This is a genomic window from Bradyrhizobium sp. ARR65, assembly GCF_000472385.1.
GTDB lineage: Bacteria > Pseudomonadota > Alphaproteobacteria > Rhizobiales > Xanthobacteraceae > Bradyrhizobium.
In genome coordinates this window covers 135,785-151,874 of sequence record NZ_AWZU01000003.1, presented here as the reverse complement: position 1 = coordinate 151,874, position 16,090 = coordinate 135,785, and the positions used below count along the sequence as shown (strand labels likewise).

Sequence of the window (16,090 nt, the reverse complement as noted above, 5' to 3'; positions counted from 1 at the left end):
GGCGAGTAGCGAACAGCGTCACGATTTCTTCCCCGCCTTCTCATCCCCCGGCAGCGGATAATCCGCGCCCTCCCAGGGCGAGAGAAAATCGAACTTGCGGAATTCCTGGTTGAGGCGGACCGGCTCGTACACCACCCGCTTCTCCTGGTCGTCGTAACGCACCTCGACGAAGCCGGTGAGCGGGAAATCCTTGCGCAGCGGGTGGCCCTCGAAACCGTAGTCGGTCAGGATGCGCCGCATGTCCGGATGGCCGACGAAGATCACGCCGTAGAGGTCGTAAGCCTCCCGCTCGAACCAGTCGGCGCCGGGAAACACCTCGATGATCGAGGGCACCTGCGTGGTCTCGTCGGCTTGGGCCTTGAGGCGGATGCGGGTGTTCAGCGTCGGTGACAGGAAGTGATACACCACGTCGAAGCGCTTCTCGCGTCCGGGACGATCCACGGCCGTGATGTCGGTGATATTGACAAAGCGGCAGTTGGGATCGTCGCGCAGAAATCGCACGATTTCCACGATTTTGCTGGCTTCAACCGTCACCGTGAGCTGGTTGAAAGCCACCACATGTCCGAGCGCCGCTCCCGGAAGCGCGCTAACGATCGTTTGCCCCAGGGCCTCGAGCCTGCCGTCGTCCATCGCTTAAAACCTTTTAGCGTTCGATCGTGCCGGTGCGCCGGATCTTCTTCTGCAACAGCAGCACGCCGTAGAGCAGCGCTTCTGCCGTCGGCGGACAGCCGGGCACGTAGATGTCGATCGGAACGATGCGGTCGCAGCCGCGAACCACAGAGTAGGAATAATGATAGTAGCCGCCGCCGTTCGCGCAGGACCCCATCGAAATGACGTAACGCGGCTCCGGCATCTGGTCGTAGACCTTGCGCAGCGCCGGAGCCATCTTGTTGGTCAGCGTGCCCGCGACGATCATCACGTCCGACTGGCGCGGCGAGGCGCGCGGCGCAAAGCCGAATCGCTCCACGTCGTAACGCGGCATCGAGACCTGCATCATCTCGACCGCGCAGCAGGCAAGACCGAAGGTCATCCACATCAGCGAGCCGGTGCGCGCCCAGGTGATAAGGTCATCGGCTGCGGCGACAAAGAACCCCTTGTCCGCCAGCTCGTGATTGATCTCGAGGAAGTAGGCGTCATTGGCGCCGACCGGCTTGCCGGTCGCGGGATCAATGATGCCGCTCGCGGGCGGGGCGACCAAGGGGCCTTTGGCAGGGGGTGCCGCGGTTGGGCTCAATCCCATTCGAGCGCGCCTTTCTTCCATTCATATGCAAAGCCGACCGTCAGTACGGCCAGGAACACGATCATCGACCAGAAGCCGGTCGCCCCGAGCTTCCCGAACGCCACCGCCCAGGGGAACAGGAACGCGACCTCGAGATCGAAGATGATGAAGAGGATCGCGACCAGGTAGAACCGGACGTCGAATTTCATGCGGGCGTCATCGAAAGCGTTGAATCCGCATTCGTAAGCCGAGAGCTTCTCCGGATCTGGCTGCTGGAAGGCAACCAGGAACGGAGCGATCAGGAGCACCAGCCCGATCACGGCCGCTACCCCAATAAAGACAACAAGTGGCAGATAATTCTGCAGGATGCCGGTCATCGGCGCTTACCTTCTGCTGCGGTTTCGGGAGGGCCGCAGATTCGTCGATTTGGAATTATTCCGAGGCTTTAGCGCAGCGCAGTAAGTGGCGCAAGACAAGCAATTTTGACGCCTCCAAGCCGCCCCGGCAGCAAAAAACGCAGACCCTGCATACTGATGCGTACGCCCAGCCGGCCGTTTACGCGTCCCCGTCCGTTGAACGATCTTCACTGAGACCAGAGGCCCGAGCTCAAGGAAAGAAGAAGAACGCGTATCAGCCGGCGCTGAGCGGCCGCCGACATCCCCAGAAAAAATTCGCTCTCCGCCAAAGCCGAGTGATCATGGCTGGGTGGCCGGCAGGGATCTTTGCGGGTCGGCCGGCTCCCGGATCCGCTACCGTCGGCGGTCGAATTGCCCCAGTCGCGAGCGCCCCCGCCCCCAGGCCCAGACGCTCACCAGCACAGGACAGCCGACCAGGGGCCAGCACAAATAACGGCCGGTGTCGCCCAAGAGCAACCCGGCCAAGAGGCCGGCCAGCGTCGATGCCGCAATCATCAGAGGCGCCCCGAAGACGCGGAGCCCGCGGGCCAGCGGAATGAGCCGAGCGGTCATTCTTGCTGCCGGCACAGAACGGGCATGGCGGATGTGACAGAGCTCCTTCTCCGCCGCCGCGCGAACCAGAGATAGACGCCGCTGCCGATCACGATGATCGTCATGACGTCCAGCGCGGCCCAGATCAGCTTTAGCGGCATCCCGCCATAGTCGCCGAAATGCAGCGGCTGCGACAGCAGGAGTGCCTGCAGATAGAACGGCAGCTCACGGCTATCGGCGACCACGGCCGTTTCACCGTCGAGCAGCACCGGCTTTAGCAGGCGCGACGTCAGGGGCGTATTGCCGCGCATGAAAGCCACGAAATGGTGGGAACTCGAGAATGGCGTTCCCGGAAAAGCGATGAAGGCGATGTCCATTCCCGGCGCAGCCTGCCTCGCCCGGGCAACCACATCATCCAGCGAGGCCAGGTGCGAGGGAGCCGACTTGCCCCCATAAGCCGCCACCATCTGAGCGAGCTCTGTCGTCTTCCACTGGTTCAACATCAGTTCCGCCCAGGTGTTGATGACGCCGGTGGCGCCGACCACCAGCGCCCACATGATCGTCACCACGCCGAGCAGATTGTGCCAGTCGAGCCACCTCACCCGGCGCGAGCTGTGTCTGCGGATCGTCGCAAAGCGCAAGCGGCGGGTGAACGGCGCGTACAACACAACGCCCGATATGATGGCGACGAGCAAGAGCAATCCCATGCCGCCCAAAAACAGTTTGCCGGCCTGGCCGGCGAACATATCGGTATGCAGTTTCAAGATGATGAGCATCGGGCCTGTGCCCACCAGGCCGAGCGGCTTGGCCCGCACCGCATCGAACGCCCGGACGGTCGCATCGTCGGGCTTGCCGTTCGCGGCGCTGTTCGTAATTGCGGTCACCAGGCCCGGCTCGTCCTTGTCCCAGGAGATGTATTGCAGCACCCTCCCCGGGTCGGCCGCGAGCGCGGCATCCGCGATCCGCTGCACTGGCGCGGGCGGCAACCCGGCGCTGGACTCCGGTCGCGGTGCATAGCCGAGGAGCTCGTCGATCTCATCGTGAAAGATCAATGGCAGGCCGGTCACGAAGAGCAGCAGGAGAAACATTGTCGGAACCAGGCTGGACCAGGTGTGGACCAGCGACCAGAGCCTGACGGTTCGCGCCTTCACTGCTCGTCTCCCCCGCGGCCCAATGTCACCACTTGTAGGCAAGGCTGGCCGTCACGCGGCGGCGGTCGCCGTAGAAGCAGGCAGTGGGAGAGGAGCAATTCGCAACGTAGATCTCGTCGGAAATGTTGCTGACGTTCAGGGCCGCGCGCCAGTTCTGCCATTCGTAATGAATTGCAGCATCGCCCATCACCACGGCTGGAACCTCGAGCGTATTCGCGTTGTCGGCGAAGGAAGAGCCGATGTAGCGCACGCCTCCGCCGAAGCCGAAGCCGGTCAATGGCCCCTCCTGGAACGTGTAGTCCGCCCAGGCCGACGCCATCTGCGTGGGCGTGGCGGTCGGCGCCTTGCCGATCAAGGCCGGGTTCAGGTCCTTGCTGATGAACAGGTCATAGGTCGTGAAGGAGCCGACCAGCTTCAGCCCGGGCAGGACATTGGCGATCGCCTCCAACTCCAGCCCGCGCGACGTGACCTCGCCATTCTGGACCTGCAGCAAAGCGTTGTTCGGATCGGTGGTCAGGACGTTCTGGCGCTTTAGATCAAACAACGCCACGCCGAAATGTCCGTTGAATCCATTGGGCTGATATTTCAAACCGACCTCGGCCTGCTGGCCGGTTTCCGGCTCCGCCAATTGCCCGCTCGCGGTGGCGGTGACGACCGGGTTGTAGCTGGTCGCATAGGAGACGTAGGGAGCCAATCCGAAATCGAAATTGTAGATCAGGCCGGCGCGACCGCTGAACTGACTGTCGTCGCGACTCTGGCCGACCCCGATGTGGTTATCGTTCGTCGTCGTCACCCAGTCGTTTCGGCCGCTCAGCACCAGCGTGAATCGATCCAGCTTGATCTGGTCCTGCACGTAGGTCCCGAGTTGCTTCTGCATCAACGTTCTGTCCGCAAACGGCGCACCGCTAAATTGGGCGGTTGGGGTGTAGACCGGGTTGAGCAGATTAATGGATGTGGCCGCGCCAGAGCCCTGCCAGTCGTCGAGGCCGTAATATTTGAGGTCGAGGCCGAACAGCGTGGTGTGGCTGAGAATGCCCGTGTTGAAGCGGTATTCGACTTGACTGTCGAGATCGCCTTGATTGCCGATCCCGTGCGTCAGAAAGCTGGCTCGCGCGAGATTGGCGGCGGCCGGCGTAGTCGCATATCCGATACCAAAGAGGGTCGAGAAGGTCACGTCGACATGGGCGAACCGGGCGTTCTGCCGGAACGTGACATCGTCGGAGAGATTACGCTCGAACTGATAGCCGATCATCTCCTGTTCGCGCTTGAAGGTATCCGCGCTGGGCTCGCTGGTGAACAGGCTGGTCGGAATACGGCCGAACGGTGCGGCAACAACAGTGCCGATATAGGGCAGGAAGTTCTGGCTGCGGGTCTCGTTCTTCGACACTGAGGCGAGCACAGTGAATGTCGTGTCGGCGTCGGGCTTGTAGGTCACCGACGGCGCAATGAAGAAGTTGTTGTTCGGGGTGAAATCGACCTGCGTCCCGCCCCCTTGAACCTGCCCGACCAACCGGTAATAGAGCTTGCCGCTATCAGCCGCCGTTGCGACCGGCCCGCCGAAATCAAACGACAGATAGCCGTTGCCGAAATTGTTGACGCCGGTCTCGAGATAGCGGATGGGCTCGGCCGGCGGCATCTTGCTGATGGCATTGACGATGCCGCTGGGGCTCGAGCCGCCATACAGCACCGCGGACGGCCCGCGCAAAATCTCGACGCGCTCGAGATTGAAGGGTTGCAGCTTCCAGCTCGCATAGGATGTGTAGAAGAGCTGCAGCCCATCGAGGAACAAGCCGATGTCATCTGACTTGAAGCCGCGGATCAGGAACCAGTCGTTGCGGCTGTCGGCGCCGAACGTCCCGGCGAGGACGCCTGGAGCGTAACGCAGGATCTCGTCGAACTTGCCCGGCTTCTGGTCCCGGATCTGTTCGCTGCCGATGACAGAGACGGCCTGCGGAGTCTCCATGATCGGTGTGTTGGTCTTGGTACCGGACGAGCTCCGGTTGGCGACGTAGCCTTGAATCGGCCCGCGCGGACTCTCGACAAATCCGACATTGCGCTGCGGCTGCGGTTGCGGCTTGCTCGCCTGCATCACGCGTGTTGAGCGGCGCTCAGCTTGCGAGGCGGCCCGGCGCCGCGGCTCGCTTGGACGGACCGTCACCGGCGGAAGACTTTCCGCGCCGGATTGCGTGCTTGACGTGCCTGCCTGCTGCGCGAAAGAAACCTGCGGCAACAAAACCAAAGCGGACGCGGTCGCCAATGCGGCGATCCGCAACAAACCCAACGAATTCAACGCGCCACCCCAACCCTGAATGCTTCGGCCTCTCGTCGGAATCGACAACCCGGCCATTGCGGCGACGCTTATGCGATGGTTCGCGCTTCACCTAATGGAATACCTCTTAGAACCCGTCTTAGAATGCTTCAAGAAAACTTCCCGTCACGCCGCGACGAGCGCACCGAATCGAAGCGAGACCGGGTGGGCGCGCATGATGAATCCACTCTTTCTGCGAACGAAACCATTTTGGGAAAGGCGCGAAACCAGTCTGAAACATATTGAGGCTAAGCCTCCATCCGACACACCGGCGCCTCGAGACGCCTGGGAGGCTCAAGATGAACCACTCGCTCCATTCAGCCGACCGTGCGACCCACCTGAAGATCGTGGTGGTAGCGCTGGTGGCCGGTCTTGCGGTGGCAGCCTTGGGCGTCGCGACCCGCGGCCATGTGGACTACACCCAGACGGCCCATGTCATCAAAGCCGGCAAGCCGGTCGTGATGACGAACTCGAATGCCATGATGGTCCGCTAAGTGGGGTTCATCCGGGGAGATCAGGGGTCGGAATGGATCGCCTTCCTGTAAGGTTCACGTCAGGCTTGCGGGGTAAGATCATCAGACGTGACTCAGCGAGCGGCGATCGGAGAGATGTTCCCAAGAGAGTGGATGTGGCTCGATCCCCGTGAAGAGCGCCCCAAAGGCGGACTGATTATCTATCAGTACCGGACGCTGGAGGCCGATCACCCCGAAATGCGAGTAGCGCATTGCTGGGGAACGCGCGAAGCTATCGCGGGGCTTGAGCACACCGAGGTGCTCGAAGACGCAGCAACCGACGTCGAAACCTCGCAGTGAATGCGAGCGGCTTCACCGAGACGGATTTCCACCCGCGCTCCTAAAACAGGAACATCCTGTGGGCGTTCGGAGCATTGAGCCGTCGACAAGCCAGTGAAAAAAGGTAACCAGGGCTCTTCGCCACGCTATCCGGGAGTTCCCTGCTAGGAACCTTTCTTCTGTGCGCGCCGCGCGGACACGGCCGCCATAAGATCTTGAATTTGTGCAGCGCAGTCCCATATAGACCCATGCGATAGCGTGATCACGCTATCGCTGCCCTTCTTGGGCGTTTTCCTCCCTAGACTTGGGCCTCCTGCCATCGCAGGCGGCCCTTTTTCTTTTTTTGCTTATCGAATTGGCGGCGGTCCTCCGATCGCCTTGCACGGCGCCTTGCGTCGCGTGAAGCTGGAGGAAGCTCAACCGGGTGGAGTGGACGGCGACCGTGCGGTCCGACAGCAAAGCTCCAGCGCGTATGGCCGGTGGAGCCGCCTCTTGGGGCGGCATCGGGTCCTCTTCGCGATGGTCCGTCCTGGTTTGGACCGCGCTGCTGGTGGCCATGGTCGTGTCGTTCAGGCCGGCGGTTCCGGTCATCTGGGGCGACACGCCGTCCTTCGTCGAGTCCGCGCTTCTCACGCTTGAGGGTGGACGGCCGACCGTGGCGGGTGGGCGCGATCCGGGGTACCCGGCATTCCTCGCTACGACGTTCGCATTCGGAGGCGATCTCGGGACAGTGGTGCGCGTGCAAGAGGCCGCGTGGTGCGTCCTGGTTCTGGCGCTGGCAGCGACCGCCCGGATGGCGACGCGCGGCGCCGTTGGGCTCGTGCCAGTCATCCTGGTCGCGACCTATCCGGGCCTGCTGCTGTTCAGGAACGTGCTCACCGCAGAGCTTCTCTTTGCGGTCTTCCTCAATCTGGCAACGGCTGGATTGCTTGTTGCCACCTGCGTCGATAATGCGGCGCGGTGCTGGGCGGTCGCGGCCTCTGTCTTGTGCGCGGCGCTCGCCGCCTGCTTCCGATCGCAAGGGCTCCTGGTCCCGATCGCCGCCATCCTGATGGGTGCTTGGCTGGCCCGGCCAGGCACCGTCACACGTTTTGCCGTGATGTCCGTGTCCGTTGCGATGGCCCTGGCGCTCCTTGTGGCAGGCTCCCGGTTCGGCGCTGCCGCTTCCGACCAGGCCTCGGCCGTATTCGTACCCAAGACACTGTTCTGCAATCACCTGAACATCGTGCTTGCAAGCGATGCAGCGCGACGCGAGATCGCATCAGTGGCCGGCGACCGCGCCGATGCCACCATGGCGCGGCTTGACGCCGACTTCGCCGCGAAGCCGGGTCGCTGGCCCGTGCTTGGGTTTTTCGGCGACGCGTGCCTGTTCGACACCGCACTTGATCGGGACGTCGCGGACGGGGACGCCGTCGGCGCGGCCGCAGCCTATCGGCGCATATTCCTGGCCGCCGTGCGCGACCGGCCGCTGGCCTACGCAGACAAGGTCCTGCGTCAGATGGCCTATGGGGCGTCGGTCGCATGGCCGTCCTACGGGCTCGACCCTGCCATACCGATCTCGACCGACGACGTACCGCACGTGTCGGACATCATGACGCGGCACGGCCGCAACATTCCGCCGACGGAGTTGCAGGGCGAACCCGTTCGGATCGGCCTGCTCTCCGATGTCCCAGGCCTCTCCACCTATCTGTTCAGAGCCCTGTCCGCCACCTTCGTTATCGCAGTCATATTCTGGACTGTAACGGCTGTGGGGCGTCGGCGCCGCTCTCAGTTCGTGACGCGCGCAGGCATCGTGGTCGTGATGTGGGCGGCTTCGATCGCGACCGCCGCCTGCGCCCACACCCTCGACATCGGGCGCTATCTGATTCCCGCAGTGCCGATGGTGGGCCTGATGCTGTCCCTTTTCGCGGCCGAACTGACTGGGACGATCGCGCGCCTGCGGAAAGGGGCCGATTGAGGCGCCCTGCCCGTTCGAACCGCACCATCAGATCGAGCCGTCACCATCCCAAGTCCTGCGCAGCAGAGCCAGCCAGGCCTCGGCCGCAGGCGAGAGATAGGCGCCGCGTCGCCACGCCATCGCCATCGTCCACTCGACGCCGGGCTCGTCGAGGAGCACGAGACTGATCGGCACCTGTGTTCGCTGAGTGGCAATCATCCGCGGCAGAAAGGCAACGCCGAGCCCCGCGCCCGCCAGTTCGGCGATGAAGTCGATCTGGCTGCTGCGCGCCGCGACCGCTGGCTCGAAGCCGTTGCGACGGCACGCATCAAAAATGATCCGATTGAGGGCAAAACCCGTCTCGAACAAAATGAACGGCATATCACGCAGGTCGCTTAGCGTGACCTTGGGCTTGCCGGCGAGCGGATGATCGGCCGGCAAGAGCGCCATCAGCGGCTCGCGCCGCACGGCCTGCGAGGCGAACTCTTCCGCGATCGGCAGCAGCAGACCGGCGAAATCAATCTCGCCTGCGTGGAGCAACTCGTTGAGGCGGTCGCTGCCATGCTCGACCAGCCTGATCTCGATCTCGGGATGGCGTTGGCGATAGAGAGCGAACAGCGGGGCAAACAGCGTGCTGCTGCCGATGGGCGGCAGGCCGAGTCGCAAAACCCCACGTGTCAGTCCGCGCAACTCCTTGAGTTCGGCCTCAAGATCATCCCGCTCGGCCAAGAGCCGTATGGCCCGGCGGTAGACGATCTCTCCTGCAGCTGTCAGCCGGCTTCGGTGGCCGAGCCGATCAAGCAAGGGCAAACCAAGTTCATCCTCCAACTGCTTGACCGCCTTACTGACGGTGGATTGCGTGGCGAATACCACCTTGGCCGCTTGGGAGAAGCCGCCCTGGCGAACCACCTCCACGAAGGCTCTTAACGTCCTGAGTTCCATCGTATTCCGATAGCGACTTAATCCATTCAATCAATTCATTTTATACATGCTGCACCGCGAGATATAGTGCTTTGGACAAGTTTTTTGGATTTCTCGATGTCGCGCCGCAACATGCTGGTCCTCGCACGCCACCGCTTGCGCCGCAGCCGATTGCTGCAAATCGCCCTGATGGGAGCGTTCTGGCTTGCCGGCGAACAGATCGCCCGAATGAGCGGGCTGCCGATACCTGGCGGCATTGTCGGCATGGCCCTGGCACTGGCTGTTTTGTGTGCACGCGGCCTCAAGGTTGCGAGCATGAAACGCGGCGCCGATTGGCTCCTGGCCGAGATGCTGCTGTTCTTCGTACCGGCTGTACTGGCGCTTCTCGATCACCGCGAGTTCATGGGCGTGCTGGGCCTGAAAATCCTCGCCATCATTCTCGTCAGCACGACGGCGGTGATGTGCGTGACCGCCCTGACGGTCGATCTGTGCTACCGCTGGAGCAACGGCGATGAACGCACCCGCCCTGTGGCATGAGCCTCTTGCGCAGGCCGCCGGTTGGTCGCTGGCGACCATCTTGTTCTATTTCCTGGCCAAGCGTCTTCATCGCAAATGGCCGCGCTGGTGGCTGATGCCTCTTGCGGTCGCGCCGGCACTGCTGATGCTCGCCGCTCTCATCCTGCACGAGTCCTACCGGGACTATATCCGCGGCACGCACTGGCTGGTGGCACTGCTGGGCCCCGCAACCGTCGCCTTCGCCGTCCCCATCTATGAGCAGCGGGTGCTGATCCGCCGTCGTTGGCCGCTGCTGCTGGTGGGCATGATCGCAGGCAGCTTCACCGCGATCGCATCGAGTTGGGCACTCGCTGATTTGCTGGGTATCGATGGGGCGCTCCGCCTCAGCTTGCTGCCGCGCTCGATCAGCACGCCATTCGCCATGGAGGTGTCAGGCGAAATCGGCGGCATACCTGATCTCACCGCGGTGTTCGTCGTGCTCACCGGCATCATCGGTGCGGCGGTCGGCGACGTGGTGCTGGCGCGGCTACCGCTGCATTCAAGGCTGGCCAAAGGCGCGCTGTTCGGTGTCGGCGCGCATGGGGCAGGAACAGCCCGGGCTCACCAAATCGGTCGGGAGGAAGGAGCCATCGCCGGTCTCGTGATGGTGCTGGTCGGACTGATGAACGTGGCGCTTGCACCCGTCATCGTTCAGTTCCTGAGATAGTGGTGCCGAACGGCGCCACGGCCGCGATGCTTCTTCGACGAAGGCGCATGGCACCGCATGCCTTCCCCCGCCGCGGGACGCACGGCAATGGCTGTCGACAAGCCATGGCGACAAAGGCGTCGGAAGTGGAAGTGAGGGCTTTTAGGAGCTCGCCAGGCTGACCAGTGCAAAGGAGCGCGAGCAGGACCGTGAGCGCGACGAATTTCTGTGACCGCGATTTCTTTCGAACGCGGAAGCTCTGACCGAATTTGGCGGCGCAGCTACGCAGTCTTTGATCAGAATCCGGAATTCGGGAGATCGTCGGCTGCAGCGGGAATGATGTCGGGGAGATCGAAAACCGGAAACAGACTGTGCGCCAGGGGCTTTGCGAAGAGCGTCAACGTGGAGATGGCGCCGTTCTCCACAGTAAGCACATGGATGGAATGTGCGATCTCGGCAGATGCGGAGTCCGGTGCATCGTAGGCTTTCAGCATGAACGGTGTTGCCTGTTCTTGACTGACCGGCGACGGCAGAACCTAAGCTTCTGCCGCCAAATACTCCTGGATCGCCCTTGAAGCGATCGGCCATCAACGGCGCAGACGGTGCATTCGAACGCGATCGGGCCGAGAACCTCTTGGCCTCCTCGCCATCGCTGCGCACGTCGCTGTCGCGCCACATTCCCCTCAACTCGAGGCCGAGCCCGCGGAGCTGATCCACGAGAGGCTCCACCGCCCTCCGCCGCTCCGATTAGTCTCTTTCCGTCTCAGAGGGGTTCCCTACTTCCGTCAACCAGGGAGCGGTCGAATGAAAAACGCTTATGCATTACAGGCCCGATCGTCGAGAACGCGGCGATGTGGTGAGGAGCCCCTCGCCCCGTTTGGCGTGAGTGGGCGGAGGCTCCCCACCAGCCTCTTCCGGAACGGGGAGAGGCGCGCAGGAACGTCGGGGCTGCGAGCGTCCCTACTTCAACATCGTCGCAACGTTGTCCTTCGTCACAACGTCGAGACCGGTGTAGATGATCTCCGGCACCTTCTGACCCTTCTTGATTGCAAGAAGAGTATCCATCGATTTCTCGCCCATCTCGAACGGACGCTGCCCGACCAGCGCATTGGCATAGCCTTCGTTCAGAAGCTCGAGCTGCATTTTGAGAGTGTCGGCCACGACGAGCGTGAACTTGCCAGCGTCCATGTCCTGCTTGCTCTTGCTGGCGAACGCCCTGAAGCCTTCCGGCGCGAACATTGGCCAGCCGCCAACCGGGATGATCGCCGCCAGGTCGGGAGTCGCGGTGCGCAGATCCGTCATCTGCTGCACGGCAAGCGCGGGGTCGTCATTGCAGAAAGTCGGCGAGCCCGGGACTTCGGTCCATTTCGAACCCTTAAGCGCTTCGCGGACGCCATTGACGCGTTCGGCCAAATTCTCCGCACCCGGCCCGCCGGAGACCATCGCGTATTTGCCGCCATCGGGCCGGAGCTTCAGCAACTGCTTGCCGAGCGCGAGGCCGAACTCCTTGTTGTTGGTGCCGATATAGGCAATCCGCTTCGAGCCTGGCGCGTCCGAGTCAAACGTGATGACGGGAATCCCGGCCGCCGTTGCCGCCTGAATCGATTTGGTCATCGCGGCAACATCGGCGACCGAGATGGCCAGGCCGTCCACCTTCTGAGTGATGAAATCCTGGATGATCTGCGCCTGTGTCGCCGGCTCGTGCTCGACAGGACCTTTGTAGATACATTCGATGTTGCCGAGCTCCTTGGCACGTTTCTGGCAGCCGTCGCGCGCGAAATCGAAGAACGGATTGTTCATGGCCTTGGGCACGATCACGAATTTGTAGCTCTGGGCGAACGCCGGCGTCGCCATCATCGCGACAGTGATACCGGCAAGAAGAAGTTTTCTCATCTCTTCCCTCCACATTTTTGTGCCTATCCCTTTGAAAGCTGTGGCTCCGGGAGGCGGATAGACGATCATTTCGTTATCCTCCGGGAGGAACTCTCAAATCATGCGCGATCGGATGCGATCGACCAGCACCGCCACGATGATGATCACGCCCACCAGAGCCTGCTGCCAATAGGAGCTGACCTGCGCGAGCACGAGGCCGTTGCGGATCACCTCGAGCAGCACGCAGCCAACGATGGCCCCGAGCGGGCCGCCGACGCCGCCGGCGAGATTGGCACCACCGATGACGGCGGCCGCAATGACGTTGAGCTCGTAGGACGTCGCCATGTTTGCCGGCGCCGATCCCAGCCAGCCGGAGATGATGATGCCCTGCAGACCCGCTGCGAGCGCACAGATCACATAGACGGCGATCTTCACACGCACGACCGCAATGCCGGTCAGAGCGGCCGCCTTCTCGTTGCCGCCGAGGGCAAAGACGTGGCGGCCGAAACTGGTGTGATGCAGCACGACCGCCATCGCCACCGCGAGAACCAGGAGATAGATGAACGGCGCCGGCATGCCCAGCACAACGCCCGATGTCAGCGCATAGAAATAGTTGGCGTCGGGCCCACCGGGAAAACTGCCGCGGCCGTTGCTGACGACGTAGCCCAGTCCACGCACGATCGAGAGCATGCCGAGCGTCGTGACGAAAGGCGACAGCCCAAGCACCGCGATGCAGAATCCGTTGACAAGGCCGACGATCAGCGCGACGCCAAGCCCTGCCAGGACCGAGACGAGCAGGATCAAACCAGGCACATTGGCAATCACGGTCTTGTCGTCAGCGGCCAAATGCACGAACCACTCCGCGCCAGGCATGCCCGGTGTCGAGAGCTGCGTCATGACCATCGAGGTGATCATCGCGGAAAAGCACATCATCGAGCCGACCGAGAGATCGATGCCGCCGGTGATGATGACGAAGGTCACGCCGAGCGTGGCGATGGCGATGAAGGAAAAATTCTTCGCCACATTCTGCATATTGCCTTCGGTGAAGAAATAGGGGCTGGCGAAGTTCATCACCACGAACAGCGCCACAAGCGCGAGCAGGACGTAACCGGTCTGCGAGGCAAAGATGCCGCTCTGCCACCATCTGGCCTTGCCGACATTGGTGAAGGTGATGGGAGATTCGATCGGCGTGGCCATCACGCGGCCTCCTTCGCACCGGTAATGAGGGAGGTCACTTCCTCGGGGCTGGTGTCGCCGATCGCCTTGTCGGCGCGCTTCTCGCCGCGGCGCATGACGATGACGCGGTCGCAGACCGCGAACACGTCGGGCATGCGGTGCGAGATCAGCATTACGGCCACGCCCTGCTCCTTCAGGCGATGGATCAGGCCAAGAACCTGCTCGACCTGACGGACCGAGATCGCGGCCGTCGGCTCGTCCATCATCACGAGCCTGGCGTTGGACAGCCGCGTCCGCGCAATCGCGACCGCCTGACGTTGGCCGCCCGACATCTGCTTGACGAGGTCGTGCGGACGGGTCTCCGAGCGCAGCTCTCCGAACAGTTCCAGCGCACGCGCCGCCATCGCCTTGTGATCGAGAAACGCGAACGGACCAAATTTGCGCTTGAGCTCGCGGCCGAGGAAGACATTGGCTGCTGCCGTGAGATTGTCGGCGAGCGCGAGGTCCTGGTAGACGACCTCGATTCCGACCGCGCGTGCATCGATGGGACGGGCGAAATGAACCGCCTTCCCGTCAAAGCGGATCTCGCCCTGACTCGGCGGGAAATTGCCGGCGATGATCTTGACGAGCGTCGACTTGCCGGCGCCGTTATCTCCCATCAAACCAACCACCTCGCCGGGCAAGATGCGCATATCGACGCCGTGCAGCGCGCGAATGGCGCCGAACTCCTTGCCGATACCTTTGAGCTCCAGGACCGGCTCCCCGGCTGCGTGAGTGGTTACCATGGTTGGCCTCGCTCAGACATGCTGGTTGACCAGCGATTCCAGATATTGCTGGGGTCCCGAACGCGGCTCTGGATCGAACCCGGGCGCGAGTGCACGACCGACGAGATCAGCGAGCGAACGCTCGCCCGCGGGGATCGCGCGGCCCTCGGCACCGCTGGCGCCATGCATCTGGCCGGAGAGGCCGATGCCGCGCACTTGTGCGACTTCGCGCGGATGGGCGGGCGCAAGATCATCGACCCCGCCGATCGCCGCCTCGAACCGTGCATCCGGATCCTGCTCGGACTACAGCCGCGCGGGATGCGACAGCGCAAGCTCGCGTGAGGCGATCGCGACAATCGCGCCCGCCCTCGCTCACAAGCACCGCTTTGACACCGGAGGTGCCGATGTCCAGTCCGAGATACACGCCTTCCTCCCTTCCGGCCTGTTTTGCGGTGTGCGAACTGCGCCGCCTTTTCCGCAAAAGCCGCCTACGGCAGATTGTCCCGCATCACGATATCGATTCGAATCTTCTCCTGTTCGCTCAGGATCGGCTCCCCCCTAGCAAGCGCGAGCAGCACGCGCACGGCGGCGCGCGCCTCATGGCCCGGGTTTTGCGAGATCGCCGCAGCCATCACGCCCTGCAACAATAGCTTGCGCGTCAACACCGTCACGTCATGGCCGACGAAGACCACCTGCTTCTCGCGGCCCTGCTCCACCAGCGCCTTGGCGACACCGGCCGTTCCGGCGCCGACATTGTAGAGGCCGACGATGTCTGGGTGCTTGCCGAGCAAGCGTGTCATCAGCTGCTCCGAGCGGCCATCGTCGTCGCGGCTCTCGAGGACGGGCAGCACATCGAGCCCGGAAAACTCGGACGTCATCACCTGGCTGAAGCCGAAAATGCGCTCGGCATGGTCGCGCAAGCCTCGCGAGCCGGCGATGATCGCGACCTTTCCTTTGCGGACACCAACGAGCCGGCCGACCAGCGCGCCAGCCGTGCGGCCAGCCGCGATATTGTCGATGCCGACATAATGATGGCGGCGCGACGAGGGCACGTCGGAGACCAGCGTCACGACCTTGGTGCCGGCATCGACGAGATCGTTGATGGCCGCGCGAACGCTCGGATGGTCCAATGCAACCACGGCGACGCCGTCATAGTCATCGGCCAGCGCGTCCAGCGAAGAGGCGAGAACCGAAGCGTCGAAGACGTCGGTTGCGACCGTATCGATCGCGAGACGGCGGGCCGAGAGCCAAGCCGACATCTCGCCGAGATAGGACTGGATTTGCTGCATGAACAAATTCGGACCCGACGGTATCACGAAGGCAAAGCGCCGGGTGCGGCCGCGGGCCAGCTCCGCTGCCGCCACATGAGGCTGAAATGCGTTGCGCTCGATCGCCTCCTTGACGCGGCGAACCGTGTCCGGCCGCACTCCGGGGCGATTGTGCAGCACGCGGTCGACGGTCGCCAGGCTGACACCGGCCTGGCGGGCGATGTCCTTTAGCGTCAGCACGGCGGGCACGTCCCTCTCCCTCATAGATGAAGGCTAGCAGAGGTCAGTTGAGGTACGCAACTCATATTGAGGGACAGATCACCGCTTTCGTGCTCCGGTTGCGCGACCGGAGATGCCGCCACTGCTTGGGCGCCGTCGTGTACGCCGGGCACGACGGCAATGTGAGGGGCGAAAAGCAGGGGAGCGCCGCCGCCCGTGAGAGCGGCGCTCCATAAAGATGCCACCCGGCGCCGTTAGCGAACATTCCGAGGTCCGGCCTTTATACTGGGTGGCGCGAGGTGACGAGCTTCGAGGGC

General features: G+C 63.0%; 18 protein-coding genes and 1 pseudogene. 5 read left to right on the top strand and 14 right to left on the bottom strand.

The features are described 5' to 3' along the window. Positions 1 to 18: 18 nt before the first annotated feature. The 6 genes from F758_RS0105280 to F758_RS0105255 all read right to left on the bottom strand — a co-directional run bounded on the left by F758_RS0105280 (position 19) and on the right by F758_RS0105255 (position 5,592). Positions 19 to 630, bottom strand: coding sequence for an NADH-quinone oxidoreductase subunit C (locus F758_RS0105280; RefSeq protein ID WP_024506878.1), 612 nt, complete (start codon positions 628 to 630; stop codon positions 19 to 21). A 13-nt stretch (positions 631 to 643) separates the two neighbouring features. Continuing rightward, positions 644 to 1,240: a NuoB/complex I 20 kDa subunit family protein gene (locus tag F758_RS0105275; RefSeq protein ID WP_024506877.1), complete on the bottom strand. Its 597-nt coding sequence runs from the start codon at positions 1,238 to 1,240 to the stop codon at positions 644 to 646. After that, entirely contained in the window at positions 1,231 to 1,596 is a 366-nt protein-coding gene (locus tag F758_RS0105270) for an NADH-quinone oxidoreductase subunit A (protein ID WP_024506876.1), read from the bottom strand. Before F758_RS0105270 ends, F758_RS0105275 begins: the two co-directional genes overlap by 10 nt. A 372-nt stretch (positions 1,597 to 1,968) precedes the next feature. Beyond that, positions 1,969 to 2,187, bottom strand: coding sequence for a hypothetical protein (locus F758_RS0105265; protein WP_024506875.1), 219 nt, complete (start codon positions 2,185 to 2,187; stop codon positions 1,969 to 1,971). Beyond that, on the bottom strand, positions 2,184 to 3,317 hold the full coding sequence (locus tag F758_RS0105260) for a PepSY-associated TM helix domain-containing protein (RefSeq protein WP_024506874.1): 1,134 nt from the start codon (positions 3,315 to 3,317) through the stop codon (positions 2,184 to 2,186). The genes F758_RS0105265 and F758_RS0105260 overlap by 4 nt, the downstream gene beginning before the upstream one ends. 25 nt (positions 3,318 to 3,342) lie before the next feature. After that, the gene (locus tag F758_RS0105255; RefSeq protein WP_024506873.1) at positions 3,343 to 5,592 is read right to left on the bottom strand and encodes a TonB-dependent siderophore receptor; all 2,250 of its coding nucleotides are present in this window, start codon (positions 5,590 to 5,592) and stop codon (positions 3,343 to 3,345) included. A 332-nt stretch (positions 5,593 to 5,924) separates the two neighbouring features. On the opposite strand from F758_RS0105255, the gene F758_RS50710 reads away from it, so the two are divergent. The 3 genes from F758_RS50710 to F758_RS0105235 all read left to right on the top strand — a co-directional run bounded on the left by F758_RS50710 (position 5,925) and on the right by F758_RS0105235 (position 8,373). Then, positions 5,925 to 6,119, top strand: a complete 195-nt coding sequence (locus F758_RS50710) for a hypothetical protein (protein ID WP_024506872.1) — start codon at positions 5,925 to 5,927, stop codon at positions 6,117 to 6,119. A gap of 132 nt (positions 6,120 to 6,251) precedes the next feature. Then, positions 6,252 to 6,437, top strand: coding sequence for a hypothetical protein (locus tag F758_RS0105245; protein WP_024506871.1), 186 nt, complete (start codon positions 6,252 to 6,254; stop codon positions 6,435 to 6,437). A 403-nt stretch (positions 6,438 to 6,840) separates the two neighbouring features. Continuing rightward, on the top strand, positions 6,841 to 8,373 hold the full coding sequence (locus F758_RS0105235; RefSeq protein ID WP_157449870.1) for a hypothetical protein: 1,533 nt from the start codon (positions 6,841 to 6,843) through the stop codon (positions 8,371 to 8,373). Positions 8,374 to 8,400: 27 nt separating this feature from the next. Here the strand turns inward: F758_RS0105235 and F758_RS0105230 are convergent, their stop codons facing one another. Then, positions 8,401 to 9,294 carry a LysR family transcriptional regulator gene (locus F758_RS0105230; RefSeq protein WP_024506868.1) on the bottom strand — a complete coding sequence of 298 codons (894 nt, stop codon included), beginning with the start codon at positions 9,292 to 9,294 and terminating at the stop codon, positions 8,401 to 8,403. 96 nt (positions 9,295 to 9,390) lie between these two features. Between F758_RS0105230 and F758_RS0105225 the strand changes: the two genes are divergently transcribed. Both F758_RS0105225 and F758_RS0105220 read left to right on the top strand, forming a co-directional pair. Then, positions 9,391 to 9,810 carry a CidA/LrgA family protein gene (locus F758_RS0105225; protein ID WP_024506867.1) on the top strand — a complete coding sequence of 140 codons (420 nt, stop codon included), beginning with the start codon at positions 9,391 to 9,393 and terminating at the stop codon, positions 9,808 to 9,810. Beyond that, positions 9,785 to 10,495, top strand: coding sequence for an LrgB family protein (locus tag F758_RS0105220; protein ID WP_024506866.1), 711 nt, complete (start codon positions 9,785 to 9,787; stop codon positions 10,493 to 10,495). The genes F758_RS0105225 and F758_RS0105220 overlap by 26 nt, the downstream gene beginning before the upstream one ends. A 275-nt stretch (positions 10,496 to 10,770) precedes the next feature. Here the strand turns inward: F758_RS0105220 and F758_RS0105215 are convergent, their stop codons facing one another. The 7 genes and pseudogenes from F758_RS0105215 to F758_RS0105180 form a co-directional block, all read right to left on the bottom strand. Beyond that, positions 10,771 to 10,968 (bottom strand): hypothetical protein, encoded by a 198-nt coding sequence (locus F758_RS0105215; protein WP_024506865.1) that lies wholly within the window; start codon positions 10,966 to 10,968, stop codon positions 10,771 to 10,773. Between the two features lie 466 nt (positions 10,969 to 11,434). Beyond that, a complete protein-coding gene (locus F758_RS0105205) occupies positions 11,435 to 12,367 on the bottom strand; it encodes a sugar-binding protein (RefSeq protein WP_024506864.1) in 933 nt (310 codons plus the stop codon). A 93-nt stretch (positions 12,368 to 12,460) separates the two neighbouring features. After that, entirely contained in the window at positions 12,461 to 13,543 is a 1,083-nt protein-coding gene (locus tag F758_RS0105200) for an ABC transporter permease (protein WP_024506863.1), read from the bottom strand. Further along, complete coding sequence (locus F758_RS0105195; RefSeq protein ID WP_024506862.1) at positions 13,543 to 14,307, bottom strand: ATP-binding cassette domain-containing protein; 765 nt, start codon at positions 14,305 to 14,307, stop codon at positions 13,543 to 13,545. Before F758_RS0105195 ends, F758_RS0105200 begins: the two co-directional genes overlap by 1 nt. Before the next feature lie 12 nt (positions 14,308 to 14,319). Further along, on the bottom strand, positions 14,320 to 14,475 hold the full coding sequence (locus tag F758_RS53175) for a hypothetical protein (protein WP_502689124.1): 156 nt from the start codon (positions 14,473 to 14,475) through the stop codon (positions 14,320 to 14,322). Continuing rightward, a pseudogene (locus F758_RS51565) lies at positions 14,461 to 14,710 on the bottom strand (FGGY family carbohydrate kinase); the annotation flags it as partial. The gene F758_RS53175 and the pseudogene F758_RS51565, both read right to left, overlap by 15 nt. Before the next feature lie 64 nt (positions 14,711 to 14,774). Further along, complete coding sequence (locus tag F758_RS0105180) at positions 14,775 to 15,803, bottom strand: LacI family DNA-binding transcriptional regulator (protein ID WP_245286423.1); 1,029 nt, start codon at positions 15,801 to 15,803, stop codon at positions 14,775 to 14,777. Positions 15,804 to 16,090 lie beyond the last annotated feature (287 nt).